The sequence below is a fragment of the Methanothermobacter sp. genome (assembly GCF_049720995.1).
In the GTDB taxonomy this organism is placed as follows: Archaea; Methanobacteriota; Methanobacteria; order Methanobacteriales; family Methanothermobacteraceae; genus Methanothermobacter.
Genome location: NZ_JBNASF010000011.1, coordinates 12868 through 39566, shown reverse-complemented (window position 1 = coordinate 39566; position 26699 = coordinate 12868). Strand labels below are relative to the sequence as shown.

Here is a 26699-nt window from a genome sequence, read left to right as displayed (position 1 = left end):
CCTGATCAGGGGGTCCTGATTTCCTTTGCCTCTCTGATTGTGTCAAGGAGCATAAGGATATCGCCTTCCCTTATTGGACCCATGACGTTCCTTGTGAGTATCCTTCCCTTATCTCTTCCATCAAGGATTCTGCACTTGACCTGCATTACCTCTCCAGTCATCCCGGTTCTCTTCAGAACCTCAATAACCTCTGCTGGAGTTGCTTCCTCCATTAAACCACCTTTATTAAATTGAAAGTGAAAGGCTTTTTCTGCCTTTCATCTATTTTTTAAGTTCTTCAACCTTCTCTATTATTTCGTTTATGAGGTCTTCGGCATCGCCGGCTTCAACTATGGCTGCTGATGCTGTGCCGACGTTGAGACCTGCAGCTGCACCCAGTTCATCCTTGGTTGGAAGGTATATGTATGGTATTTCCTTTTCCTCTGCAAGGAGCGGGAGGTGAGCCACGATTTCGGCTGGTTCAACATCCTCAGCCACAAGTACAAGCTGTGCGACTCCTCTTTCAACCGCCTTGGTAACCTCGTTTGTACCCTTTGATATCTTACCTGTTTCCCTGGCTATTTCAAGTGCCTCTGCGGCCTTGTCAGCCAGTTCCTTCGGTACATCAAATTTCACATAGATTGCCTTTGCCATGTTATTTACCTCCTTTTTCATCTGGTTTTTCTACCATCCATCGGTAATTACACCAATCTGGACAACTAATCCAAATTATGGATTAACATGAGGTGGGTAGTACCCTTTATATGTTCTCCTTATATAAAACTTGCTGGATACAGATTTTCATCAGAAATCGTACTTAGATTAATCCCGGATAATCCCCTGAGACACCCAGGAAAACAAGGATTAAATAAAATTGTGGGTTCATCACATATAAAGTTTTGCCGCGGGCAAAAAGGGAATGAATGATGGATGTATGTGAGAATTACATCCTCTTAGCTGCCAGTTCAATGTCAGAAGCCTTAACAGTTTTTCTTCCAGCATGTTTTGCAAGTTTAACTGCGTTAAGAGCTATCTCTTCACCTTTGGCTTCAAGCACTTTTGCAAGGGCTTCCCTTGCATCATCACTTACCCTCTCTGCACCGGCATTCTTTATTATTCTTCCAATTGGAGCTATTGGCAATTCCATAATTAACCACCTCATTTTATGTAATATAATCTATTCATATTATCCTATATAAATATATCGCTAATCTGAAGGTCTCTCTGGCCCATTTATTGGTCCATGGGGCACCTAAACAGAATCAGTATATTCACAAGTGGCTGGAGGGTGAGAGATTAACCTCCAAGTGGTTTAATGAAAAATAGAAAAACTTAAACAGAAAAAATATTCATAAAAAATTTAAGTTTCTATACTGCCCCCTTTTTCTTTATAACGGACCTGAGCTGGTTTATATCGGGTTCAACCTCAACAGGTTCTGTTGAAGCCCTTATGGCGGTGTCAGGATCCTTAAGTACATGACCTGTTACAACGCAGACCACCCGCTCGCCCCTGTCAATGACACCCTCCTCCACCAGTTTCAGCAAGCCTGCTATGGATGCTGCAGAAGCCGGTTCAACACCTATACCCTCCCTCCTTGCAAGGAGTTTCTGGGCAGATAGGATCTCCTCATCGGTGACTGTCTCAGCATATCCATCTGACTCATAGATGGCCCTCAGGGCCTTGAGGTAACTCACAGGCGCCCCAATCCTTATGGCGGTTGCAACAGTCTCAGGATTCTTAACAGGGTCAATCTCCATCTTACCCTTCCGGAAAGCCTCAACTACCGGTGCGGCACCCTCTGCCTGTATACCTGTCATCATTGGCCTTTCATCAATGAAGCCCGCCCTGTGGAACTCTGAGATACCCTTCCATATGGCCGATATGTTCCCTGCGTTACCAACAGGGAGGATGATGCGGTCCGGGGACTCCCAGCCAAGGTCATCCACTATCTCAAAGCCTATGGTCTTCTGCCCCTCAAGCCTGAAGGGGTTAACCGAGTTGAGGAGGTAGAGTTCCCCCATGAGGGCAAGTTCCGTTACCGCCTCAAGGGCCTCATCGAAGTTCCCCCTGACAGATAAAACCTGGGCACCATGGAACATAGCCTGTGCAAGTTTGCCAAGAGCAACCTTACCTGAAGGGAGAAGTACCACACAACCGAGACCCGCCCTTGCCGCGTAGGCTGCGAGGGAAGCAGATGTATTGCCGGTTGATGCGCACCCCACCGTATCAACGCCCAGTTCAACTGCCTTTGTGATACCGACACTCATACCCCTGTCCTTGAAGCTACCTGTCGGGTTGGAGCCCTCCACCTTCACGTGGAGTTCAATGCCAAGTTCTCCCCCAATGTTATCGCACCTGACAAATGGTGTTCCCCCCTCATCAAGGCTCACTATCCTTGAGGGGTCCACAGGCATGAACTCCCTGTACTTCCACATGTTCTGCCTTCTGCAGCTGAATGTGTCCCTTGAAACCTGGACTTCACATTCAACCTCCAGTACTGACCCGCATTCACTGCAGGTGTATATGATCTCGTTTAGCTCATACTCCTTACCACATGATATGCACCTTATCACATAGTCACCATCCATTGAATGTATTATCAGAATAAATCAAGGGGGTCCCTCCTGAGGATCCCCTGCCTATATTGATGCCTTTATGTAGTTGTAGATTCCAAGTGTCAGGTTTGCCTCAACGAATGCCGCCACCACAAGGAACAGAACCCCTATACCAAGGAGCATGATGGATTCCTGAAGCTCATCCTGATTCCTCTCGAAGAAATGGACCAGCCTTTCCATAAAGGAACCGTACCATGTCTCGGTGAAGAGGTCGCTGAAGAAGTGGTAGGTGAAACTTGCAAGCCTGAAACCAGCCGCCCCTGCAATTATCAGTCCTGGAATCTCAAATATTCCATGGGGGGCCGTCAGAATTATGAAGTCCCCCAGTGGGGCCTGTGACGCAAAGAACCCTATGAAAAGACCATTTATTATAAGGAACAGTGCCGTGAAAACCCCCAGAAGCAGACCTCCTCCATAGATCAGCAGGGCGGCCTGGAGATTGTGAAAGAATATCGAAACCGTTGAGAGTTTCAGTTCACCCTCCGCTATGCTCCTTCTGAACTCATCCATCATTGGCTTCAGTAACGGCTCGATGGCCCCTGAGAAAGCGTATCCTGCAAAAAGGGATATGAGGAACAGGAAGGTTGAGGCCAGGATGAAGGTCTCATTGCTCCTCATAAGGTAAGCCAGTGTCCCCTCATACTTCTCCTTCTTCATTTTACCCCTCAAGCACCCTCCCCGCAGTGGAAAGGGCCTTCTTTCTTTTTCTGGAAAGCTCCTCAAAGAACTTCCTGATAAACTCTGCAGTATTATTTTTGCACTCCCCACACATAAGTGTACCGTTTCTGCAGGATTCATAGATCTCCTCAAGTTCAGGATCAGATCCCGACATGTGATAGAGGAGGGTCTCATAGATTATGCAATCCTCAGGGACACCCCCAAGTTCCCTCTGCTCCTTAAGGGTCTCCCTTCCACCTGTCCTGGCATTCCTTATCTTCTCCTCAGCCTCCTCTGGAGTGTCACTCAGGAAGATAGCAGATTTTGGCCTGCTGCTTGACATCTTGCCGCCGGTGAGGCCCCCCATGAATCTGTGATAGGTTGATGATGGTAAAATGAAGCCGTACTTCTCCCTGAACCTCCCTGCTATGTCCCTTGTGAGCCTTATGTGGGGGTCCTGGTCAGGGCCAACAGGGACAACGGTGGGTTTCGGCCCCCCAAGCTCCTCAAGCTGGGGGTGGAGTATATCTGCAACCTGTATTATGGGTGCGTACATGTGGGCCATGCTTGTTGATCCTGTGAAGCCATATATTGCCCTCAGTTCATTGAAGTTGACCTTCCCTGCAAGGACATATGCAAGATCCTCCACCATGATGTTCTCTGACTGGAGGTAGACGTGTATGTTATCCTTTGTGAGGTCAAGTCCCAGTGCAATGTAGCCTGCAATGTACTCCTCGATGGCTATCCTCCTTGAGGTCTCAAAGTCAATGCCCCTGGCCGAGTAGGCCTCCAGGTCGGCTATCGGTATGAATATCTCGGCACCCAGTTTATCGTACCACCTGAGCTGGTCCACGATCATCTTGTGGCCTATGTGCATTCTACCACTTGGCATCATCCCTGTTACAACTGCAAAGTCACTGCCACTCATTATGGCCTCAATTATCCTGTCATAGTCCCTGTGCCCGAAGACAATACCCCTCCTCATGAGCCAGCTGGGTTCAGGTACATCCTCCAGGACTTCACTGAATGGCCTTACACCGAATTTTTCAATAAGATCCATGTATTCAAGGTTTGCTGATCCCCACGGGTCTATCAATCATATCACCTGCACTTATGGTCTTATCCAGTCAACAAGGTAGTAGGTTACATCCTCTTCATCATCCAGGAAGGCCAGGAGGAGCTTCTTGTTCACACCATGGGCCACCCTAACGTAGCTTGAAAAGTCCAGGGCATGGATCGTGTCATTCTCAGATATAACCCTCACAAGGTATGCCGAGTGTGTCCTGCCTGGAGCCCCTCCCCTCTCATACAGTCTAAACTCTGCACCGTACTTGAAACCTGTTTTTACGATGTAACCCCTGTTTCTGAGGTCCCTGTAGACCAGGTACTTGCCGTAGAGGCCCCTCTCAGCCAGGAGTGATATGAATTCCTCCATTGAGACCTCATCGTCGTCCCTCCTAAGTGTGAGTTTACCCCTCTCCATGAGGTGCGCTGCCTCAATCAGTGAAATCTGCAGTCTGTCCTCATAGAGTTTACCGTAGTGGCTCTTGCCGTGCAGCCTCCTTGCATCCGGGTCCGGTTTTATGGTTACAACCTCGTCTCCCAGCTGTCCCTCCATCTATAAACCCCTCTAATTTATGGAATTTTATATGCACACAGATCATTCTGTTTTGGAGATAACGCATGCCTGGAAAAAAATGTATCAGAATAGGGGCATGCCCCTTAAGATCCCTCTCTCCAGAGAAGAACCTACTCAATAATAGCATGCCTCTCCTTAAGATCCCTCTCCTTCTTTCCAAGGATTGCCATGAACTCTGCTATGAGCCCATCCAGGAAGAGGTGGGTGCTGTCCTCAAAGAGTGTGCCCATCGGTGTGAGGTCATCATAGTCGCCCCTTAAAACACCGGAGGTGTAGTACTTCCAGGCCTCCTTTGTTTTGCTTGGTATGCATATTACAACGTCGCTGTAACCTGTCAGTGTTGACTGGGGAGTTGCGGTTACCGCGATGACCGTTGCCCCAACAGACTTTGATGTGGTGGCTGCCAGGGTGACAGTCTTTGTTTCACCTGACCCTGAAATCGCAATGAGACAGTCCTCATCACTTATTGCAGGTGTTGTAACATCCCCAACAACGTAAACTGTGAATCCAAGGTGCATGAGCCTCATTGCAAAGGCCTTTCCAACAAGCTCCGACCTCCCTGTGCCGACGATGAAGACAGCCCTGGCATCCATTATCCTGGTTATCATCTGCTCAAGTTCAGACTCGTCAACCTTTTCAATGGCGTTTATGGCATGTTCAGTTATCTTATGGACAGTGTTTTTCAGTATCTCCATTGCAATCAACTTTATATTATTTCCTATCATTCAGGCAGGTTCGTAATCCTTATACCTGCATTCCTTATCCTGTTTTTGATGTTGAGGTTTATAAGCAGCGGTGTTATCTTCTCAATGACCCGTGCATTTTCAAGGCCGCCGCAGTCAATGGCCCTCACACCATCTATCTTCTCTGCAAGTTCAGATGCGATATCAAGGGCATCCCTGTGGTCAGAGGCGATGAGACAGTCACAGTCCACGGGTCCTGTTATGTCAAGGAGGGCTGATGCACTTATATTATTGAATGCCGCCGCAACCCTTGTGCCCTGATCCTCAAGGAACCTTGCAGCCCTCTCAGCTGCTGAGCCGTCCCAGAGGTCAATGTACCTCACCGCTGAGCCCCCAAGGCAGCTGTCAATGGGGACCGTGGCATCTATGAGCACCTTACCCTTAATTGCATCCTTAACTGAGCCCAGTGTGGCCATCTGTGCCTGCAGCGGCACTGTAAGGATTGCCACATCAGCCTCCTCAGCGGCCTCATCATTTGTGGCACCTCTGACCTTCAGGTCATCTCTTCCAGCGATTTCAAGGACCCTTTGAGCTGCACTGACAGCCTTTTCAGCATCCCTTGAACCTATGATTATTTCTTCTCCTGCTAATGCAAGTCTCAGGGCGATTCCAAGGCCCTGGTCACCTGTTCCACCAAGAACTGCGATCTTCATAATATCACCATTATTACCTCATTCCCATGAAATCAATACTCCTAGATATGATATGATTACCGCTCAGTGATCCCCTTAAGGAATTCAATACTCCTCTCAACCTCCGCGGGTGTTTTAACCTCAACCGTGAGAATACCTCTGTAACCGATTCCACTTAAACCATCAATAATGGTCCTGAAATCCAGTGAACCATCGCCAAGGGCATCATGGCTGTCAACCTCACCGTTGTTGTCGGATAGGTGGACGTGCCCCACCCTCGAGGACACCATCTCCTCTTCACTGTACCCCATGGTTGCTGCGTGGGCAGCGTCAAGTGTCACCTGGATTTCAAGTTCATCTGCAAGCCACCAGAGCTCCTCAAGTTCCCTGAGAAGAGGACCCTCAAGGCAGGGCATGTTCTCAGGGTAGATTCCGGCACCCCTATCCTCTGCATATTCAGATATCACTGAAAGTGATTCAAGGTTTCGCTGAACTATGAGGTCCCTGTGGGGTCTTCCAAGGAAGGGGACACTGCCCGGGTGCACGACAACCACCTCAGAGTCGAGTTCAGCTGCAAGGTCAACCGCAGATTTAACCTCAGCTATGGAAGCCTCCCTGATCCCCCTGTTGAGTGATGCTATGTTTATGTCCGAGATTGGTGCATGCACCGTGAAATCCAGGCTGAAGGAATCAGCCACCTCCACGTTATCCAGGGGGTACTCATAGATTATCTCACAGCAATCTGCCCCTGCATCCTCAATCCAGGTGAGCATCTCCTCCAGTGAAAATGGGGAGAGTGCAAGTGTTGAGACACCTATCCTCATCAGATCACCTAGGCCTCTGGTCGCACCCTTGCCCTTACAGGTACATCCCTCTTCACCGCCTCCATGATTATATCTGCAAGTTCTATGTCCCTCCTGAGTTTTATGGTGCCCTTCTTACCCACCGTTGCTGTGAAGAGGTACTCGTCCTCAACCAGTATGTCGAATGAAACACCCACGGCATCCCTGCCAAAGTTGAGGACCACATAGTTTCCTGCAAGTTCCACCGGAACCTCAACAGTCTCCTCAAGTTCCCGCTCCTCAAGTGGCTCAACACCGATACTTATACCGATGTTCTTTTCGATCTCCTCGATGGTCTTTCCCTTCTTGCCTATGACCTGGGGGATGTACTTCTCCTCTATCCATACCCTTGCCCTCTCATCGGATTCCAGTTCAACCCTGACCCTTGCACCTGGTAGTCTCTTGCGGAACTCCCTCTCGATTTCCCTCTCAGCTATCCTGTGGGCCGATGGTTTCCGACCTCCTGGAGCCGCCTTTGAGACATCCATCACTATCGTCTGCTCACCGTAGGTGTATATCTCATGCATGAGCTCACCTGACTCAAGGTCCCTTATCTCTATGACCGGCCTTGCAAGGTCGGCCTCCTGCATACCTGTGGGGACCTTGACGGTTAGGGATACATCATAGACCGCCTTAACCTCCCCGTCCTCAATGAATATGGTTGTGTCAACCACTGAGGGTATCACACCAAGCTCCACCCTGCCCAGGATCCTCTGTATGGCATCTATGGGTCTTGTGGCATGGACAACCCCCACCATGCCCACACCTGCAAGTCTCATATCCGCAAAGATCCTGAAGTCGCGGGTCTTCCTGAGTTCATCATAGATCGTGTAGTCTGGCCTTACAAGGAGCAGTATGTCAGCTGTCTTCTGCATATCCCGTTCAATGGGCGCGTACTGGGTTATCTCGTCACCCACCTGGAGGTCCCTGGGGGACTCCATGGTCTTCACAACCGCCCTCATCTCCCTGCTGTAGAACTCTGCCACTGCCTGGGCAAATGTACTCTTACCTGCCCCGGGTGCACCTGCTATCAGGACCCCCTTGGCAGTGTCCCTCAGCCTATCAATCAGCCTCTCTGAGAGCCTGTAGTCCTCCAGGGATACCCTGGCAACAGGCCTCACGGCGGTTATCTCAAAGGCCTCTGAGAAGGGCGGCCTTGCTATTGATATCCTGTACTCCCTGAACTGGACCACAGTGGCGCCCTCCATCTCTATCTCAATGAAGCTTTTGAAGTCGCTCTTGGCTCTTTCAACTATCTCACGGGCCATCCTGCTTATATCTGCATGTTTAAGTGGCTTGTTGCCTATTTTAACCAGTCTTATTTCCCCTGGCCGCCCCTTCTTGGCCATGGGTACAACGTTCTCCTTCAGGTGCACCGACATGGTGTAATCATCGAAGTACCTGCTTATCTCAAGTTCCTCATACTCCAGGACCTCGGGTTTAATGTAGAACACGTCAAGTCCCTGGGCCTTTCCGACCTCTGCCTGCACCCTGTCGCTGGTTATGAGGAGCGCATCGTACTCCCTTGCGGTTGCCCTTATCATGGCGTCTATCTCACCGCCCCTTGAGAGTGAGATCTCATCCACTGTTGGGCGGCGCCCCACAAAGATCATTGATATTATGTTCTCCTTGTGGAGCCTCTGGAGGTTCTTCAGCTCCTCAAGGCCATTGAACCCGGTTTCCCTTCCACGGTTGGCCTGGTATTCAAGTTCAGATACAACTGCCTCGGGCACTATCACCTCGCTGCCCCTGAACTCCTCCTCCTGAACTATGCCGGTGATCCGCCCATCAACTATAACACTTGTATCTGGAACGATTTTCATCTAACCATCTCCATATATCTCATCAGGATCAAAGACCCTTACGGCGTCCTCCCTGACCCTGAGTTCATCTCCATCAATGCTGCGGTAGAAGCAGGACCGGTAACCTGTGTGGCAGGCACCCCCCTCCTGTTCCACCTTCAGCACAACTGCGTCGGCGTCACAGTCCACAAGGACATCCATGACCCTCTGGAGGTGTCCCGAACTCTCACCCTTGAGCCAGAGTTTCCCACGGGAAGTGCTCCAGTAGTGGGCCAGTCCTGTCTCCAGTGTCCTTTCGAGGGCCTCACGGTTCATGTAGGCCACCATGAGGACCTCACCTGTCCTGTGGTCCTGTGCCACTGCAATTATGAGGTCCTCGCCATTGATACTATGTCTGAAATTTAAAATGTTAACATCTCCCTTGATTTATTCTACTTTTCATCTTTAACCATCTTCAAACCCAGTCCACAACCTGAAACGACATTCAAAACCTTCATTCACAGCAGAGCTTCCTCAACCTATCCACAACCTCAGTTCTATCCACAGCCTCCTGTGAAGCGTCCTCCATGTCCCTCAATGTGACCTTACCCTCCTGGAGGTCCCTTTCACCTGTGAGGACCACGAACCTTGCCCCGAGGTTATCAGCATAGGAAAGTGCCTTGCGGAGTTTTCTCCCTGCCAGATCCATGTCAGCCGATACACCCTCAGTTCTGAGTTCCTGTGTGATCCTGACCGCCTCAGGGAGTGTTGATTCATGTATGGGTATCACGAAGACGTCAACCATCCTCATGTTCCCCTCATCCATTTCAAGGGCATTCATGAGGCGATCGAAGCCAAATGCAAAGCCCGTTGATTCAACCCTTTCGCCTCCAAAGGTTTCAACAAGGTTGTATGTGCCGCCGCCACAGATCTGTCGCTGGGCGCCGAGTCTGGGAACATAAATCTCAAATACTGCACCGGTGTAGTAGTCAAGTCCCCTTGCGATTCCAAGGTTCACATGGTACTCCTCAAGACCAAAATGCCCAAGGGTATCCACAAGTTCAGAGAACTCCTCGAGGGCCCTGAGGGACTCTGAGTAACCCTCAAGGAGCTCCCTGACATCATCAAGTACCTCAGAACCCCCCTGTGTGCCTATGAGGCTTATGAGGATATCCCTACTCTCAGAGGATATTTCAACCCCTTCAAGGCAGGATTCGAGTTCATCCACGTCGCCCTTATCTATTATACCCATTATCCTGTCCTGGAGTTCATCCTCTATGTTCTCCCTGCCAAGGATGCCCCTGAGGATTCCAAGGTGCCCAACGTGGACCTCGAAGCCCTCAAGTCCAAGTCTCCGGAGGGACTCCGCTGCAAGGGTTATGATCTCTGCCTCTGCAAGCGGTGACCTTCCCCCTATCAGTTCACAGCCGAACTGCCAGAACTGCCTGAATCGGCCCGCCTGTGGCCTCTCATATCTGAAGCAGCTGCCGAAGTAGTACATCTTTATAGGTTTGGGATCACGCTGCATCTCATTCATGTAGAGCCTGGCGACCGGTGCTGTGAGTTCCGGTCTCAGTGCAAGTTCCCGGCCACCCTTATCTGTGAAGTGGTAGATCTGGTTCACCACCTCCTCACCGGATTTTACTGTGAAGAGTTTGAGGTCCTCAAAGATGGGTGTTTTGATCTCATGGTAGCCGTAGGTCTCAAATGTCCTTCTCAGTACGTTTTCAACCTCTTTCCTGTTTCTCATCTCAGCGAAAAGAAAATCTCTGGTTCCTCGCGGTCTTGATATATCCATGGCAGTAATTCCTCCAGTAAAAATGATAAAGAGGATGATAGGAGATTCATCATTCATAATATTTAAGGTATTCCTTGAGCATCTTGGGGAAGGATGTTGCATTCAGGAACCTCAGCCCCAGACGCTCTGCCCAGACCCTTATACCATCATCAGCAGCCACAACACCGGCACCGAGCTCCTTGGCAAGAAGGAGGACGTCAAGGTCCGGGGCACTGTCAAGAGTCCCCTTCCTGAGGGCTGAACGGTACTTCTTCCTGAGGTCCTTTATGGCCTTCCCGAGCACCTCACCCTCAATCTCAATCTTATTGACTCCACGGGATGCCATGATTATGGACTGTATCCCCGCCTCCCAGAGGAGGGTCTCTGAAATCCGGAGCCCCTTGTTCATCCTCTCCCTTATATCATGGACGTATTCGTAGAATATCTGGGAGGGTATCTGGGTGTCGTAGCGGTTTGGTGTCTTCTTGACTATCCATGTCTCGGCCTTCACCAGGGTCTCCTCGGGGCATTCATACCGTGTCATGTAGTCGGTGAATTCCTTGTAGGTTATGGGGGGCATGTGACAGCTTATGTTGAGCTTTATCCTGCTCCTTGCAATGATATCAAGCATGACATCCACCGACCTGTTGAGGTCACCGTCACCCAGCATCTCCCGGAGCTGGTTATCTGTAAAGGCCGTTGTATCAAGGACAAATCTCTGCTTGGCAAGCATGTCACACACTCCCACTCAAGATGGGTAACTGATGGAAACAATATTTATCGCTGATGATAAATAAATATTGCAGAGGAAAAGGTGATAAACTGAGAGATGAGAATAATTCTGAAATGAAGCCAGGAACAGGCCAGGAACTGGATGATGGTTGTGATAAACTGATAACCGGCAATACACAGCTCACGGGAATAATAGGTTACCCCCTCACCCACAGCCTCTCACCACAGATGCACAACGCGGCATTCAAATCCCTTGGAATGGACTGGGCCTATGTACCCTTCCCTGTGAAACCATCAGGGCTTGAAGAAGCTGTTCGGGGCCTTGGAGCCCTCAATGTCAGGGGTGTGAATGTCACAATACCCCACAAGGAGTCTGTCACTGAATACATCAGTGAGATTGATGAAACAGCCTCCCTCATCGGGGCAGTGAACACCCTGAAGTTTGAGGGTGAAACCATAAAGGGATACAATACAGATGCCTCTGGCTGCCTGATGGCCCTTGAGGAGGTTACATCCGTTGATGGGTCCTCTGTCATCATACTTGGCGCTGGTGGGGCTGCAAGGGCCTGCGCATTCAAGCTCGCAGTGGAGGGGGCCATGGTGACAGTACTCAACAGGACCCCTGAAAGGGCCAGGGCCCTTGCAGAGGATATGAAGGGGGCCCTCGATATTGAGGTAAAACATGGTGGCTACGAACTCATACCCCGCTGTGTGGAGGGGGCAGATATCCTCATAGACACAACACCGGTCGGGATGTACCCGCACATGGATGATGAACCCCTTGTAAGAGCTGAAAGCATGCATGAGGGCCTCGTTGTATATGACCTTGTCTACAATCCCCCGGAGACAGTCCTCCTGAGGGAGGCCATGGCAGCAGGCGCGGTTCCGGTTTCAGGTATCAGGATGCTCCTCTATCAGGGTGCTGAGGCCTTCAGGATATGGACCGGGAGGGAGCCTCCCCTGGATGTCATGGAACATGCCCTTCTTGACGCCCTTAATGGGGTGTAACCCCAATGAATGTCAGCCACAGAGTGGGTGACCATTAACCCCTTCAGAAAGAAGGATATATCACATTATCCAGAAATGTTAACCCCAATCCTGATCCTGCTGAAAGATAATTCTTAACCATTACCGGTGATCTTATGAATGGACCTTGGGTAGAGAAGTACAGACCACAGAAACTTGATGATATCGTTGGCCAGGAGCACATAATACCACGCCTCAAACGCTACGTTGAAGAGAAGAGCATGCCCAACCTCATGTTCACAGGGCCGGCAGGTGTTGGTAAAACCACAACGGCCCTTGCCCTTGCAAGGGAGATCCTCGGGGAGTACTGGAGGCAGAACTTCCTGGAGCTTAACGCCTCAGATGCCAGGGGCATAGATACCGTGAGGACCAGCATAAAGAACTTCTGCCGCCTGAAACCTGTGGGGGCGCCCTTCAGGATAATATTCCTTGACGAGGTTGACAACATGACAAAGGACGCCCAGCATGCCCTCAGGAGGGAGATGGAGATGTACACCAAGACATCCTCATTCATACTCTCCTGTAATTACTCCTCAAAGATCATAGACCCCATACAGTCAAGGTGCGCCATCTTCAGGTTCCTCCCGCTTAAGGGCCGCCACATAATCAGCCGCCTGGAGTACATCGCAGAGCAGGAGGGGCTGGAATATGAGCCCCAGGCCCTTGATACCGTGGTATACTTTGCAGAGGGTGACCTCAGGAAGGCCATAAACATCCTCCAGTCAGCGGCCTCCCTGGGTGAGAGGATAACAGAATCCAGCATCTACGAGGTGGTCTCAAGGGCCAGGCCAAAGGATGTGCGGAAGATGATAATGACCATCCTCGACGGGAAGTTCATGGAGGCAAGGGACATGCTAAGGGAGATCATGGTCCTCCAGGGTATAAGCGGTGAGGACATGGTCACCCAGATCTACCAGGAACTCTCAAGGCTCGCCATGGAGGGATCCATTGAGGGTGAGAGGTACATAAAGCTCATCGAGGCTGTTGGAGAGTACGACTTCAGGATAAGGGAGGGTGCCAATCCGAGGATACAGCTCGAAGCCCTCCTTGCAAGGTTCCTTGAACATTAAGAGGGTATCTCAATGCCATGGACAGAGAAGTACCGGCCCATGACCTTCAATGAGGTGGCCGGGAACCAGAAGGCCATAGCCGAGATAAAGGAGTGGATCAATGGCTGGAAGGCCGGTGAGCCCCAGCCACCCCTCCTCCTGGTGGGCCCGCCAGGTACCGGAAAGACAACCATAGCACACATAATAGGGAGGGAATTCTCAGACACCCTTGAACTCAATGCCAGTGACAAGCGCTCACAGGATGCCATAATGAGGACGGCCGGTGAGGCGTCAGCCACGCGCTCCCTCTTCAACCATGACCTCAAACTGATCATCCTCGACGAGGTGGATGGTATACACGGCAACGAGGACCGGGGCGGTGTCCAGGCCATAAACAGGATACTCAGGGAGAGCCGCCACCCCATTGTGTTAACCGCCAATGACCCCTACAGCAAGAGGCTTCAGAGCATCAAACCAAAGTGTAAGGTCATAAACATCAGGAAGGTCCACACATCATCCATAGCCGCGGCCCTGAAAAGGATATGCCTTGCAGAGGGTATTGACTGCCCCGATGATGTCCTCAAGGAACTTGCAAAGAGGTCCCATGGAGATCTCCGTTCAGCAATCAATGACCTTGAGGCGGTGGCCGGTGGTGAGGAGCGCGTTGGTGAGGAACTCCTCAGCATGGGTGAGAAGGATTCCACATCCAGCCTCTTTGATGCTGTGAGGGCCGTGCTGAAGAGCCGCAACGTCTCAAAGATCCGGGATGCCATGAGGGTGGATGATGACCCGACACTTGTACTTGAATTCATTGCGGAGAATGTTCCAAGGGAATATGAGAAGCCAGAGGAGATCAGCAGGGCCTATGACATGCTATCCCATGCAGATATATTCTTTGGCCGTGCTGTGAGAAGCAGGAACTACACCTACTGGCGCTACGCCTCGGATCTCATGGGTCCCGGTGTCGCCCTCTCAAAGGAGAAGACCTACAGGAAATTCGTCAGGTACACAGGTTCATCCTCCTTCAGGTTACTTGGAAGAACACGAAAGCAGAGGAACCTCCGTGACAGTGTTGCAGGTAAGATGGCTGAGAAGATGCACATATCACCAAAGGTTGCAATTTCAATGTTCCCCTACATGGAGATAATATTCGAGAACGATGAAATGGCCTATGAGATGAAGGAATTCCTTGAACTCACAGACGAAGAGGTTAAACTGTTCAGAAAAAGGAAGATAAAGGCTCCCAAAGCCAAGAAGACACGTAAAAAGTCTGATAAGACCGGACCACTTTACACCCAAAGGAAGAAGTCCGGGGGGGTGGAGAGAGGCAGTAAGTCAACTGAAGGTAAAACAGGTGAATCCAATGATAAATCCTCTGGATCAGATTCAGATAATAAAAAGCCTCGTGAGAAGCAGACTTCGCTCTTCCAGTTCTCAGGGTGATCTGTGAGTTCATTCACCCCCTATTTTTTCTCTGTGAAAAAACATCCTCCCCTATGAACTCAAGGGACTTTCTCATCTTATCCCTGAACTGGGGCACATTCTCATTGAAGAACTCCATGAATTCCGCCACGATGGGGTTCCCTGTGATGGTGATTTCAGTACCAAGCCATGATTCAATCCACCCTGAAGGCACAGTTGAGAGGGGGTATATGACGGTGGATGTTGACCTGTGATGGTACCTTATACGCTCACCCCTCACCATATCCTCAAGTGCAGCTGCAATGGAGTGATCCAGTGTGGCGGGAAGCGCCGTGACCTCCCCCTCACCGATCTTTATGCCGTACTTTCTTGTGTAGGGTTCAAGGATCACATGGAGCGCATGGGCCATCTCACCCTCAGCCCTGATCCTCACACCCACCCGGGGCCTCAGGGTTGATGCAAGGACCCTGGATGCCCTTGAACATATCCTCTGGAAGATCCCTGACCTCACAACCCTGATCTCAGGGTACCTTGAATTGAACTCCTCCTCCCTCCTCCTTGAGAACCTTGAGAACCGCAGGTTGTTTATGAGGACCTCACTGTCTGTCACACTTACAAACCTTGTATCCACTCCCAGTTCAGATAGGGCTCTGAGTATCTCCATTTTAGCGGGCAAGTTACCATCCTCTTGATTGATAGAACAGAAAGGAACTTAATTGTATGGGATACATAAATCTGTGGTAGGAGTAATAAATATGTGGGGTGCTCTCATGTTTGGATTTCTTGGAAGGAGGAGGGATGAAAGGGAAGTTATTGAATTTGAACCCGACGGTCCGGTGGACTGCATCGCAGATTTCACCTACAACTTCCACTGGCAGCACAGGGGTGAGAAGCTTGATCCTGAGGACAGGATTCCAGGCACATCCTTAACCTTCAGGGATGTTGTTGAACACCTCAAGGGTGGAGGTGAGGTGGTTGTGAGGGGGGATGCCGGCCACAGGCTCGCATCGAGCATGGGGGCGGACCTTGCATACTTCGGGGGGACTGGCGGCGCCCTGGATACGGGGGTCCTGACCGTTGAGGGGGACGTGGACACCCGTATGGGTATCAGCATGGTCTCAGGCACGATCTATGTTAAGGGGAAGGTTAAGGACCCTGTGGGAAACGTGGTTGAGGTTAAATCTGATAGAAGGGGCTATAAGAAGTTCCGATCAGTAACTGACATCCTCAAATCGGATCTTGGGGGTGAAAAACCGGTTAATTTTACATTCACCCCCGGCAGGATGGTCATAGATGATGGTCATGTCAGGGACACGCTCTGTGCCAGGCTTGATGTTGACGCCGAGGTGATCCACAACGGGGACGTGGATCTATCAACAGGTATACTCATGAGGCATGGGACAGTCCGGGTGAATGGTAACGCCGGTAAAAATACAGGGGCACTCCTGAGTGGGGGAACGGTTATCATAGATGGTGACTGTGATGACTTCTCAGGCATAGACATGAGGGACGGTTACCTCATAGTGAATGGAAGTGCCGGTAAATTCATTGGGGCCCAGAGGAGGGGTGGTGTGATACTTGCAAGGGGTGGGAAACCTGTTCCCCCAACTTCAGAGCACAAATTAAAGGATGATGACAAGAAAATCCTGCTGGGACTGGGTTTCAGGCCACACTTATTCCATAGATTTTCATAGAAAACATGTCCCAATGAAAAATTCACATGGGATAAAGGGTCTCATGCTTAACCTGACCTCTAAAGATTCTGTGATGTGGAGGAAACCGGGTATTCCTGTATAGTTTTTCTCATGAACCCATCATCGTCCTCCTCTTAGTCCTTGTTGTTGAGGTTGTATTCCTGTATAGTTTATTCTCAGGACCCTGAAAGTGCATTTATTACCAGTTCCAGGTGAGTTAGCCATTCAGCGGATACATGGCATGGCAGCGTAATCTGGCCCTCACTGGCGCTGTAATTACAGTTACAACGGGTAACCTCTGGGTTCCCCTCTCGCCTATATTGCAGGTTTTAAGGGCGGTTGTCCCTTCCCTGCGAGGTATGGCCACTGCATCATGATAACAGATGGCAAACTCAGCCGATGAATGGTTTGAGGGTTACGGGCATGATACCATTCTTATCTCAGGGGGTGCTGACGTTTATCAGAACCCCCATATCCCTCCCCGCAGGTATAGCCAGGATGGACCGCATTATCCACACATTCGCCGGTTCCATACCATGGTTCCTCATCCTTGAATGCTGTGATTATCCTCCTTATCCTGGCTGGACTCTCCCTGAGACCTCTCCATGCACTTGATTACATACTCATCGCAGTCCCCTGATTCTCCTCAACATTACAGGAAAAACAAAATGAAGATGGCCAGTAACTTCCTAGGGATTCATGTTAAAGCTTATCTTAGAACCATGAATTCAGTAAAAGGTATTCAGCCCATGAGAAATATGCGGAAATCACAATTGGCGGTTCATGATGTTTATAATGAAAAACCAGCTATTAAGCGTTAGATAGGAGGAAAAATCAATTATCGTCAAAAATTAAAAAAATAAAGGGGGATGAAATTATTTTCTGAGAGGTCCGAAGTAGTAGCCAACCCCCAGAAGGCAGAAGATTCCAAGTATGCCAGCAACAGCGTAGAGCTGTGCGCTGCCTGATTTCTCCTCTACCTCTGGAGTTGAGATCTCATAGGCACTTCCAGGTTTCTGTTCTGATGCTCCTGCAACCCCAGGGGATGATGAACCTGACTCTGAAGGAGGGGACTGTGCCAAAACCCCTGCATGTGTGCCGGGAGATCTTCCTCCCCCTCTTCCAGTTGATCCATGGGATCCTGTGGTGGTTCCATCATCTGAACCCTGATTGTTTCCCTGCTCAGTGTCTGTGGATGTCCCCTCACCCAGCATCCCTGATATTGCTGCAAGTTCAGCCCCTGAGAGGGACACAAGCCCCCTCGTATGGGCCTGTCTCACATAGCGTGCTATCATCTGGAGGGCTGATGCATCAAGCTGTGACCTCACAGAGCTGTCAAAGAGTAATGTGTCGGCAATCCTCCTCCAGACATCGGCTGATGCCACGTCAACGAGGGCATCGCTGGTGAAGAGGTCCCTCACCTGCAGTGCTATTGATGCGCTGCCAGATGGTCCCTCACGCAGCTTGCCCTGGATCCATGTGGGGTTGAGGAGTGTCACTGCAAGGTCATCGTAGGCTGACTCCTGGAGGGTCCTTATGATGGGTGTTCCATAGGCTGTTTTTGCAATGTAGCTGTTTATGTTCCTCCCTGTGAGGTGGTTCACCATGAAGTTCACGGTGACCGAGACCCTGTAGAGGCAGGTTCCCTCGCCGGGTGCCCTGTAGGGCATTATCACCATGCTTGCGTCAACTGTACGAAGGAGGGACTCCAGGAGTTTCGGGCTCTGGAGGCCGTTGATGTCCCTTCCATAGGCATATGAGTAGTAGCTGAGGTAGGTCTCTGCAAGCTCCTCGGCTGTCCAGTCATCCCGTGACCAGAGTATCCTGTCGACACCCGCACCATGGGGGTCTGCACCTGGTGGCAGCCCAAAGATCCTGGTCCTTGCAAGCCTGTCAGCCATTTCATCAGCCGCTGAACTGTTCATTCCTGAGGCCACCAGTTCACTGTAGATGCCTGATCTGAGGGCAAGGTAATGCTTCCTCACGTAGTTCATCTCAGCTGACTCGTTGAGGTTCGCTATCCTCTTAATCGTGCTGTCTATGACGTCCATTGCCCCTGGAATTGCCCCGCGGAAGTTGTGGAAGTCGCTTATCACAACGTCGATCCTTGGCCTTCCAAGTTCACTGAGTGGGATGATCTCTGTCCCGATGAGTGCTCCGCTCTCATAGACTGGTTTAACACCCAGGAAGTAGAATATTGCCGCGATGCTCTGGCCGCCAGTTGATATGACGTCACCTATATCAACGGCAACGGTTTCAGGGAACCTTCCGCCGTTTGCCTCCCTGTGGCGTTTAAGCATCTCCTCTGCAGCCCTTGAGCCAATCACAAACGCTGCAGGGTCAGGTATGGATGATGGGTCAAAGGTGTACATGTTCCGGCCGGTTGGAAGCGCTGCAAGGTTGATTATGGGGCTTCTTGCTGGAGCTGGCTGTATGAATTCCCCGTTAAGGGCCCTCAGGAGTGATGCCATCTCACTGTTGGCGCTCATGATGAGGAGGTCCCTTATCTCATCCCTCCTTGCTGTCCTGTTTGCAGGGTCAAAGGATATGATTGCATCCAGGAACCTCTCAAGGGTTTCACTGTCAGGAAGCTCCCCGAATGTGTGGAGTCCATAGGGCATGAGGATCTCTGTGAGCTCATGGAGGTACTCCTCAAGCCTCACCCTGAGAACACTGAAGGCGGTTGAATTACTCACATTGAGCCTCACGTCAAGGTCCGCCCTCTTCACACCATCCCTTATAAGGGATTCAAGGACATTCATCCTATCCCTATCCCCTGATGCCTCTGCAGTGCTGTATGAACCCAGTAGGTCTGAAAGTTCCTGGTATACGCCATAGAGTTCTGTCCTCATTACCGGTGGTATGAGGTATGAGATGGTAACGGCGTATGCCCTCCTCTTGGCAGGGTTTATAACAGCCTCAAGTGGGTCCTCCATCTTGAGGAGGTGTATGTTGGGGATGGATCCTATGAGGGTGTTTGGCCAGTCATCCTCTGTCATGGCATTAACATGGCCCGGGAGCAGCTCCAGTGTGCCGTGCTGTCCTATGTGTACCACTGCGTCTGCCCTGAATCCATTCTGAAGCCAGAGGTAGAATGCTATGAACTGGTGTGTCGGTGGTAGCGTGCCGTTGTTGAGTGTGCCATTCCACTTCCAGACCGGCTGCGGACCTATAAAAATGTTGCCGAGCATGAAGCCAGGGATCACAAGGCTACCGTTGTAGACCATGATGTTTCCTGGAGCCTGACCCCAAATTGCCTCAACCTGGCGTCTGAGGGTTTCAGGGAGCTTTGAATACCACCTGAGGTACTCTGAAACCGGTACTGTGATGCATCCAGCTTCAACTAGTTTCCTGAGTTCTGACTGTGTCATGTTCCTGGGGTTCCTTCCAGCCCTGTTTATGAGTTCATAGATGTACTCTGGAGTCAGGTTTCCACTTCCTGTTGTGTAACCCGCTGCCCTCATTGCGAGGAGTATGTTGCTCAGACTGCCGTATAGGTTGAGGCCATTTGTTGCTGGCATTCCCTCATCATGGGTGCTGTCGAAGTAGATGAGGGCTATGCTCTTATCACTGTTCATCTTCTTCCGGAGTTTAACCCAGGCGAGTGTGCGCTCCACCAGCTGGTTTATCCCTGGCTCATAGGCCACGTATTCCTTGAGTGTGACCCCGGTTAGCGGGTCAGGGTCCGATACCCTGTTACCACCTATCAGGATGGGCTCTATTCGTCCCTGCATCTCAAACATTGCAAGCCAGTAGTACTCCAGACCCCTGAGGCCCTGCTGTCTGCTGCTGTTTATGTAGTCATCAAGGGAGGTCTGCAGGAAAACCGGTAGGGGTCCCTGCACAGGCACGTTGAGGTCAGTGAAGAAGGTTATGGTATTGTTGTCTGGCCAGTAACCGAACTGTACACAGGCAACAAGGGCGTCAATCACTGAACTGTTGTTTACCATGAAGAAGCGCCTTGAGGCCCCTATGGGGTCTGAACAGTAGAAGTAGGGTATCACATTGAGTCCCTTCGCCTCGAGCTTCTGTATGAGGGTCTCATAGACGTCCATGTTACCCGAGAGGTAGTAACGGTTCAGTATGGCAACCCCCACCCATGGGGCTCCTGGCCTGTAGAGGGTGGTGTTCATGTACCAGTCCATGTAGGATGCCCTGTCCGTGTAAACACGTGGTGCCAGTGGATGGTAGAGGAAGTCCACCATTCCAGGTACCAGTTTTGTGTCGTTGGCCGTGAGGTTCACGGCCCCGCTGAGCCTAAGGACCTCCAGGAGCGTCCTCTTTATGTTTTCCTGTGAAAGTGCAGGTGCTGCCACTGGACCATAGGCTGGAAGGTTGGTCACATTAACACCTGTGACGTTGGGTTTTACAGGGCCCAGGACGAATATTCGCGCCCCTGGTTTCATACTGGCTGCAAGGGCCTGGAAGTCGACTGCTGCATCGAATTCTGTCCCATAGCTCATCCCGGTAACCGGGTAACCGGGTCTTGTGAAGAGGAAGAATACATCTGCGTTCCTGAGGTCATTTCTGAACTGGCTGGATGCCGTTGAGTTGAGGTTGAAGGTGTCCATTGTGTATATCTTCAGAGTGAAGTTGTATCCGGCAGGAAGGAGGTCGTTGCGGTATGCATCATTCATTATGGGGTCAACGGTCCCCACCACGCAGCCTGTGAGGAGCACAACCATGTTTGTGTCCTTCAGCATCTTTGAATCCGTTGTGTTGGTATCGTTGTCTGCTGCTGATACTGATTGAACTGAAACTAGGAGCAGAATAAGTGCCATCAGTAGAAACTTCTTCATTTTTTCACCTCCTTTACAATTTTTAATAATTTTCTGATTAAATATCCTAAATAGATTTGATCTAACTATATTTAAATCTTAATTAAAAAATTCAAAGTATGAATAATTTAAATGATATACCGGTTAAAAGTAATACCTGATTTAAATAAAAGCCGATGTCCTGTCTGGCACGCCAAAAAGATTCACTCAAGGATTATCTTCCAAAAATACTCAGAAATCACCCAAAAAAATAAAAAGATTCACTCAAGGATTATCTTCTCAAAATACTCATCATATGCCAGGTGAAAATGTGGGAGCTTAATGCGGAGTTCATCCTCAAGTTCAAGTATCCTCTTAAACTCCTCCCTGTCTGCAAAGGCTATGAGATTCCTCTCCCATGCCTCTCTGCATCTGAGGCTGCAGGGTATGAAACCCGATGGGAGCACAAGGGCGCATTTACCCGGGGGAACCTCAAGTTCATCCACCTCTGAAAGGTGATCCTCATCAATCGCATACCTGGTGTTCTCAGAGAAGCTCTGTATGCAGCACTCAGGATAGCCAAGGAGTCTCCCTATGTTCTCATCATCACCCCTGTAAACACCAAGTTCCGTGGATATCATGGGATCCAGGGCGGGCCTCACAGGCGGATCATACCAAGAGGTTATCTCAATCTGCAGCTGGAGCCTCGACATGAGCTGGTTGAACTGAAAGTCATCCATACGGCAGACAACCTTCAGGCAGTCCCTGCATCCATCTTCCCTTATCCTCAGTATCCTCTCATAGATCCTCTCTAACATGAAAACCACATCTACCTCTTTACGGTGTACTCAACTATGAGGTCCTCCCCCAGGGTGTAGAACCTCTCAAGTTCAAGTTTTATGGCCTCAGACATATCTTCTATACCCTCACCATCAACTAGTGTCCTTGCATCCTCACCGCCTGCGATCATAGGGGCTATGCACACCCGGACCTCATCAACAAGGCCCCCTGTTAACATGGAGTAGTTGAGGGTTGAACCCCCCTCAAGCATCAGCCTCCTGACACCCATTTCATGGAGCCTTTCAAGGAGCAGGTGCAGGTCCACCCTGTCCTTTCCTGCAACCACAACCTCAGCCCTCCTCCTGAGTTCATTAACCCTTGATGCAGGGGCACTTTCAGAGACACCTATCACCGTTGGGGCCTCATCGTTGAGAACCCTGAAATCCGGGGGTGTCCTTGCCCTGCTGTCAACCACCACCCTCACAGGGTTATCCCCCTCCTCTGCATCAACCCTGTGGACGGTGAGGCGGGGGTCATCTGCGAGTACAGTGTTTATACCCACCATTATGGCGTCACATTCCCTTCGAAGCTCATGGACCCTCCTGAGGTCCTCCTCACCGGATATCTCAGAGCTCCCTGTTTTTGTTGCAATCTTACCATCGAGTGTCATGGCTGCGTTGAGTATAACGTATGGCCTCATGAACTTCTCCTCCAGTCTATAGGTTTATAGCCACCATACTATTAAATTACTGTGGAAACCATGTGGTTTCCAGATCGGGAGGTTGAAATATGGACAGATACAATGCTGGAATGGAGATACTTGAAAGGATACACAGGGAGTCCTACAGGAAGCTGCGTGATGAACTTGAGGACGTTGCCCCTGATCTTTCAAGGTACGTGGTTGAATTTGCATGCGGTGACATCTACTCCAGGGGTTCTCTGGATCTTAAAACAAGGGAACTTGTGACTGTGGCTGCACTCACGGTTCTTGGGGCTGAAAAACAGTTGAAAAGTCATGTGAAGGGTGCACTCAATGCAGGGTGCAGCAGGGAGGAGATAATTGAGGTCCTCATCCAGATGGCGGTCTATGCAGGGTTTCCTGCAGCCATAAATGGTGTTACCGCGGCAGCTGAGGTTTTCAGGGAGATGGAGAAATAAATTCAGATGGCCTTATAGGCCAAACACCCTTTCTGCAGTGGACGTTGTCATCCTGTCAACATCCTCAACATCAGTATCCTTTATTAGCGCTATTTTCTTAACCGCTTCAGCCACAAATGCGGGTTCGTTGCGTTTTCCCCTGAAAGGGGAGAGATATGGGCTGTCAGTCTCTGTAAGCATGCACTCCAGTGGAAGTTCCTCAACAAGTTTCATGTGGTGATCCGAGAAGGTCACCAGTGTCGATATTGATATGTGGTATCCAGCGTCCATTATCCTCTCTGCAGTGGATAGGCTGCCACTGTAGCAGTGAAATACCACCTCGGGTATGCTGTGCTCGAGGACTATCTCAAGTGCCCTCTCCTCAGCGTCCCTTGCATGGACAACCAGGGGCATCTCATGTTCCTCTGCAAGCCCTGCGAAGATCCTGAATGCTTCCTCCTGTCTTCTCCTACCCCCTGCATCACGGGTGTGGTGGAAGTCCATGCCTGTCTCGCCTATGGCCACTATCCTGTCAATGTGTGACTCTATCTGCCCCACAACCTCCTCTATGAGTTCAGGCCTCGCCTTTGATGCGTCGGCTGGATGAAAACCCATGGTCGGGTATATGAATCCAGGATAAGCGGAGGCAAGGGAAAGGGCCCTTCTGTTACCCCCAAGTCCAACACCTGAATCTATAACAGCCCTGAGTTTTCCTTTTGCCCTCTCAATAACCTCTTCACGGTTCCTGTTGAAGTCCTTGAAGTCCAGATGACAGTGCACATCTATTATACTGATCCCTCCATTAGTCGCTTGATGGATATCAGGATCCGGTCATGTTCATGTTAGGACATTATAGCCCTTAAAATCACCTGATGCGTAACTAGGTACCGAATCTCCTCTCCCTCTGCTGGTATGACCTTATGGCCCTTAAGAAGTCAACCTTTCGAAGTTCCGGCCACAGGCTGTCGCAGAAGTACAGCTCTGAATAGGATGACTGCCATAGAAGGAAACCGCTGAGGCGCTCCTCACCGCTGGTCCTTATAATGAGGTGGGGGTCCTCCAGCCCAGCGGTGTAGAGGTTCCTGTTTATCATATCCTCATCTATGTCCTCAGGGTCAATGAGGCCAGCCCTGACGTCCTCGGCGATTTTCCTTGCAGCATCCACTATCTCCTGCCTACCATCATATCCTATTGCGATGTTCACAAGGCGATCAGAGTATCCCTCCGTTGACCTCTCAGCGACCTCTATTGCCTTTCTAACATCTTCAGGGAGCAGTTCAAGTTTTCCGACTGCCTTGACCCTTACACGGTTTTTATGTATCTTCTCATTGCTTGCTATTGCCTCGAAGTTCTCTTTGAAGAGCTTCATTAGGCCTTTAACCTCGTTTTCCGGCCTTTTAAAGTTTTCAGTTGAGAATGCATAGGCGGTTACTATCTCTATGCCAAGGTCAACGCACCAGTCCAGGACCTTCTCCAGTGTCTCAATACCCTTCCTGTGACCCTCTATAGGGTCGACGCTGCCCTGGAGTCGTGAGTATCTCCTGTTACCATCCATTATAATGGCAACGTGTCTTGGCATCCTGTCCTTTTTGAGGTTGCGCGATATGTACCACTCATAAAGTTTGTAAAGAGGTTTTAAAGGTGACATTTCCCATCTACCTGACTGGAGTTTTTAATAATCTATAAAATGCTGATCTAATCTCTCCAACTGGTGGCAAGCCAGTGGGCGAATCTCAGTGCCCTGAGGTAACCCGCAGTGGTCTGTGACCTGGATGTGTCAACAAAAATCCCATTAAATCCAAGGGCCACAGCTCCGTGGCTTCTGGCCGTGCCAACGAGAACCAGTGATCTGAATATGAGGTTACCTGTTATCCCATCGGGTGCCATGATGACGTTGCACCCATCCCTCACGGCTTCCTCTATCAGTATATGGTAGTGCCTCACTTCATATTTATCCTTTACCATTGAAGCCAGAAGTTCACCATCACGGATTGAACTGTCCACTGCAGGGGACCTTCCAAGATCACCTGGCCGTCCCCCTGATATTATACCTATGAACGGCTCGGTTCCTGTTTTCCTGAGAAAGTCCCCTGCTGCAGTTGCGATGCTGAGCCTTTCAGTGACCGTTTCACCCTCATCTATTCCCACTGGTGCCAGGAAAAAACTCCCATTCCCCGTCTCTATCCATGAAGCCCTCATTAAGGGTCCATTACTTCTGAGTTCCGCCATTATTCCTGCTGATGGGAGAGATCCCCTCACATATACATCTTTTCCACTTCTTAACCTTTCGATGAATTCATCCTCGGAATAAACCAGTTCAACATCAAATTCCACAGATGATGCAGCACTTTCGATGTTCCTGTTCTCACCGACCCCTGCCACTATCCTCATGAATCAAGTCCCCCAGCTTATGAATGTCTCTGGACCTACAGCAACATTAATATATAGGTTTTATGTATTAAAGATTCAGTTTTACATGATACATCAGCGCCAAATATTTATATGGAAATTAAGAAAATTTAGGTTAACGTAAATCTGTTGAAGCAGGGTTTTCAATTTCAACTCCTCACATGATCTAATAATAGATCCATCTTAAAGGAAGGTAAGATATAATGGACACAAAAAACAGGATAATACTGGGCCTCTTCATAGTTATACTCGGTCTTTCAGTTGTAACATATGAAAATTACATCACAAATTCACAGAACGTTTTTGTGGGAGAAAAGCACGTGCTGCTTCTATGCGCAGACCCCAGTGAACCAAGGCCAGGTATAGGGGCCGTTGACATGGCCTTCATAATAACCATGAACGAGGGTAACATAACCAATGTAACGGCTGTCTACCCTCACAACATGGCCCATCCAACAGCAGCCCCTCCGGCGTCACTGAGGGCGCAGGGAGTAAACAGGTGGCTCCTGCATGACGCCCTCTGGGAAAACGATACAGAGAAGGGTGCCAGACTTGCACAGGAGATCGTGGAATACAACACCGGTGTGAAAACAGACATCGTCGTGATAGTGACACCCCAGGCAGTGGACGGTATCCTACAGGCAATAGGCCCCGTTTATGTTGAGGGTCAGGGTTATGTTTCAGGAAACAGCATAACATTCCTCAGGGAGGAACAGCAGCAGGGATCCGCAAGGGGCGTTGCAGTTCAGTCACTCATGAGGGCAATATTCAATGCCACAAAGGACCGTTCAAAGTACATGGCCATGGTGAACGCGGGCATACAGCAGTATCAGCAGGGAAATATCGTCGTTGTACCCGAAGGTGCCTTCATACAGTTCCTCATATCCACAGGACTTGAAAGGGTGACCAGCTGATAAAAAAACCATTTATTTTTTTTTGAAAAACATCACAGGATACCCCGGTGCATAAAAAATGCCTGATTAAACAAAAAAACTTAACTACTATAATGTAAATATTATGTGTGGGG

The 26699-nt window shown here is 50.0% G+C and carries 28 protein-coding genes; 6 read left to right on the top strand and 22 right to left on the bottom strand.

What is annotated here, in order from left to right; all coding sequences use genetic code 11:
• Positions 1-5 precede the first annotated feature (5 nt).
• The 14 genes from ACPLJI_RS04875 to ACPLJI_RS04810 form a co-directional block, all read right to left on the bottom strand.
• Positions 6-212, bottom strand: coding sequence for a 30S ribosomal protein S28e (locus ACPLJI_RS04875; RefSeq protein ID WP_013295525.1), 207 nt, complete (start codon positions 210-212; stop codon positions 6-8).
• 49 nt (positions 213-261) lie between these two features.
• The gene (gene rpl7ae / locus ACPLJI_RS04870) at positions 262-633 is read right to left on the bottom strand and encodes a 50S ribosomal protein L7Ae (protein ID WP_013295524.1); all 372 of its coding nucleotides are present in this window, start codon (positions 631-633) and stop codon (positions 262-264) included.
• A gap of 289 nt (positions 634-922) precedes the next feature.
• The gene (hmtB, locus tag ACPLJI_RS04865) at positions 923-1126 is read right to left on the bottom strand and encodes a histone HmtB (protein ID WP_013295523.1); all 204 of its coding nucleotides are present in this window, start codon (positions 1124-1126) and stop codon (positions 923-925) included.
• 221 nt (positions 1127-1347) lie between these two features.
• Positions 1348-2553: a threonine synthase gene (gene thrC / locus ACPLJI_RS04860; protein ID WP_424731024.1), complete on the bottom strand. Its 1206-nt coding sequence runs from the start codon at positions 2551-2553 to the stop codon at positions 1348-1350.
• 66 nt (positions 2554-2619) lie between these two features.
• Positions 2620-3264, bottom strand: coding sequence for a stage II sporulation protein M (locus ACPLJI_RS04855; RefSeq protein ID WP_424730956.1), 645 nt, complete (start codon positions 3262-3264; stop codon positions 2620-2622).
• On the bottom strand, positions 3254-4348 hold the full coding sequence (locus tag ACPLJI_RS04850) for a tryptophan--tRNA ligase (protein WP_424730955.1): 1095 nt from the start codon (positions 4346-4348) through the stop codon (positions 3254-3256). Before ACPLJI_RS04850 ends, ACPLJI_RS04855 begins: the two co-directional genes overlap by 11 nt.
• Positions 4349-4363: 15 nt before the next feature.
• Positions 4364-4870 carry a tRNA-intron lyase gene (gene endA, locus ACPLJI_RS04845; protein WP_424730954.1) on the bottom strand — a complete coding sequence of 169 codons (507 nt, stop codon included), beginning with the start codon at positions 4868-4870 and terminating at the stop codon, positions 4364-4366.
• A 131-nt stretch (positions 4871-5001) separates the two neighbouring features.
• Positions 5002-5586 carry a 6-phospho-3-hexuloisomerase gene (gene hxlB, locus ACPLJI_RS04840; protein ID WP_424730953.1) on the bottom strand — a complete coding sequence of 195 codons (585 nt, stop codon included), beginning with the start codon at positions 5584-5586 and terminating at the stop codon, positions 5002-5004.
• A gap of 26 nt (positions 5587-5612) precedes the next feature.
• Positions 5613-6287 (bottom strand): NADPH-dependent F420 reductase, encoded by a 675-nt coding sequence (gene npdG, locus ACPLJI_RS04835; protein WP_424730952.1) that lies wholly within the window; start codon positions 6285-6287, stop codon positions 5613-5615.
• Between the two features lie 56 nt (positions 6288-6343).
• Positions 6344-7090 (bottom strand): sugar phosphate isomerase/epimerase family protein, encoded by a 747-nt coding sequence (locus ACPLJI_RS04830; RefSeq protein ID WP_424730951.1) that lies wholly within the window; start codon positions 7088-7090, stop codon positions 6344-6346.
• 8 nt (positions 7091-7098) lie between these two features.
• Positions 7099-8931: a PINc/VapC family ATPase gene (locus ACPLJI_RS04825; protein WP_424730950.1), complete on the bottom strand. Its 1833-nt coding sequence runs from the start codon at positions 8929-8931 to the stop codon at positions 7099-7101.
• Positions 8932-9336, bottom strand: coding sequence for a phosphoribosyl-AMP cyclohydrolase (gene hisI, locus ACPLJI_RS04820; protein ID WP_424731023.1), 405 nt, complete (start codon positions 9334-9336; stop codon positions 8932-8934).
• Positions 9337-9403: 67 nt separating this feature from the next.
• Positions 9404-10687 carry a histidine--tRNA ligase gene (gene hisS, locus ACPLJI_RS04815; protein ID WP_424730948.1) on the bottom strand — a complete coding sequence of 428 codons (1284 nt, stop codon included), beginning with the start codon at positions 10685-10687 and terminating at the stop codon, positions 9404-9406.
• 49 nt (positions 10688-10736) lie between these two features.
• On the bottom strand, positions 10737-11399 hold the full coding sequence (locus tag ACPLJI_RS04810; protein WP_424730947.1) for an RNA ligase partner protein: 663 nt from the start codon (positions 11397-11399) through the stop codon (positions 10737-10739).
• A gap of 158 nt (positions 11400-11557) precedes the next feature.
• Between ACPLJI_RS04810 and ACPLJI_RS04805 the strand changes: the two genes are divergently transcribed.
• From ACPLJI_RS04805 to ACPLJI_RS04795, 3 genes are all read left to right on the top strand, one after another.
• The gene (locus tag ACPLJI_RS04805) at positions 11558-12406 is read left to right on the top strand and encodes a shikimate dehydrogenase (protein WP_424731022.1); all 849 of its coding nucleotides are present in this window, start codon (positions 11558-11560) and stop codon (positions 12404-12406) included.
• 134 nt (positions 12407-12540) lie between these two features.
• Positions 12541-13494 (top strand): replication factor C small subunit, encoded by a 954-nt coding sequence (locus ACPLJI_RS04800; protein ID WP_300478044.1) that lies wholly within the window; start codon positions 12541-12543, stop codon positions 13492-13494.
• 12 nt (positions 13495-13506) lie between these two features.
• Entirely contained in the window at positions 13507-14916 is a 1410-nt protein-coding gene (locus ACPLJI_RS04795) for a replication factor C large subunit (RefSeq protein WP_424730946.1), read from the top strand.
• 13 nt (positions 14917-14929) lie between these two features.
• Here the strand turns inward: ACPLJI_RS04795 and ACPLJI_RS04790 are convergent, their stop codons facing one another.
• Entirely contained in the window at positions 14930-15559 is a 630-nt protein-coding gene (locus ACPLJI_RS04790; protein ID WP_424730945.1) for a hypothetical protein, read from the bottom strand.
• Between the two features lie 106 nt (positions 15560-15665).
• Here ACPLJI_RS04790 and ACPLJI_RS04785 point away from each other — a divergent pair, with 106 nt between their 5' ends.
• On the top strand, positions 15666-16589 hold the full coding sequence (locus tag ACPLJI_RS04785; protein WP_424730944.1) for a hypothetical protein: 924 nt from the start codon (positions 15666-15668) through the stop codon (positions 16587-16589).
• A 217-nt stretch (positions 16590-16806) separates the two neighbouring features.
• Here ACPLJI_RS04785 and ACPLJI_RS04780 read toward each other — a convergent pair whose 3' ends face one another.
• The 4 genes from ACPLJI_RS04780 to ACPLJI_RS04765 form a co-directional block, all read right to left on the bottom strand.
• On the bottom strand, positions 16807-16956 hold the full coding sequence (locus ACPLJI_RS04780; protein WP_424730943.1) for a hypothetical protein: 150 nt from the start codon (positions 16954-16956) through the stop codon (positions 16807-16809).
• Between the two features lie 508 nt (positions 16957-17464).
• Positions 17465-21388, bottom strand: a complete 3924-nt coding sequence (locus ACPLJI_RS04775) for a cobaltochelatase subunit CobN (protein ID WP_424731324.1) — start codon at positions 21386-21388, stop codon at positions 17465-17467.
• Between the two features lie 239 nt (positions 21389-21627).
• Complete coding sequence (locus ACPLJI_RS04770) at positions 21628-22164, bottom strand: DUF483 domain-containing protein (RefSeq protein WP_424731325.1); 537 nt, start codon at positions 22162-22164, stop codon at positions 21628-21630.
• 11 nt (positions 22165-22175) lie between these two features.
• Positions 22176-22826 carry a 2,5-diamino-6-(ribosylamino)-4(3H)-pyrimidinone 5'-phosphate reductase gene (locus tag ACPLJI_RS04765; protein ID WP_424731326.1) on the bottom strand — a complete coding sequence of 217 codons (651 nt, stop codon included), beginning with the start codon at positions 22824-22826 and terminating at the stop codon, positions 22176-22178.
• Positions 22827-22915: 89 nt separating this feature from the next.
• Between ACPLJI_RS04765 and ACPLJI_RS04760 the strand changes: the two genes are divergently transcribed.
• Positions 22916-23284, top strand: a complete 369-nt coding sequence (locus ACPLJI_RS04760; protein ID WP_424731327.1) for a carboxymuconolactone decarboxylase family protein — start codon at positions 22916-22918, stop codon at positions 23282-23284.
• Between the two features lie 12 nt (positions 23285-23296).
• On the opposite strand, the gene ACPLJI_RS04755 is transcribed toward ACPLJI_RS04760, so the two are convergent.
• The 3 genes from ACPLJI_RS04755 to mtxX form a co-directional block, all read right to left on the bottom strand.
• The gene (locus tag ACPLJI_RS04755; RefSeq protein ID WP_424731328.1) at positions 23297-24043 is read right to left on the bottom strand and encodes a TatD family hydrolase; all 747 of its coding nucleotides are present in this window, start codon (positions 24041-24043) and stop codon (positions 23297-23299) included.
• Positions 24044-24143: 100 nt separating this feature from the next.
• Positions 24144-24911, bottom strand: a complete 768-nt coding sequence (gene uppS / locus ACPLJI_RS04750) for a polyprenyl diphosphate synthase (RefSeq protein WP_424731329.1) — start codon at positions 24909-24911, stop codon at positions 24144-24146.
• A 47-nt stretch (positions 24912-24958) separates the two neighbouring features.
• Entirely contained in the window at positions 24959-25654 is a 696-nt protein-coding gene (gene mtxX, locus ACPLJI_RS04745; protein ID WP_424731330.1) for a methanogenesis marker protein Mmp4/MtxX, read from the bottom strand.
• Between the two features lie 221 nt (positions 25655-25875).
• On the opposite strand from mtxX, the gene ACPLJI_RS04740 reads away from it, so the two are divergent.
• A complete protein-coding gene (locus tag ACPLJI_RS04740; protein WP_424741154.1) occupies positions 25876-26586 on the top strand; it encodes a DUF4012 domain-containing protein in 711 nt (236 codons plus the stop codon).
• Positions 26587-26699: the final 113 nt, after the last annotated feature.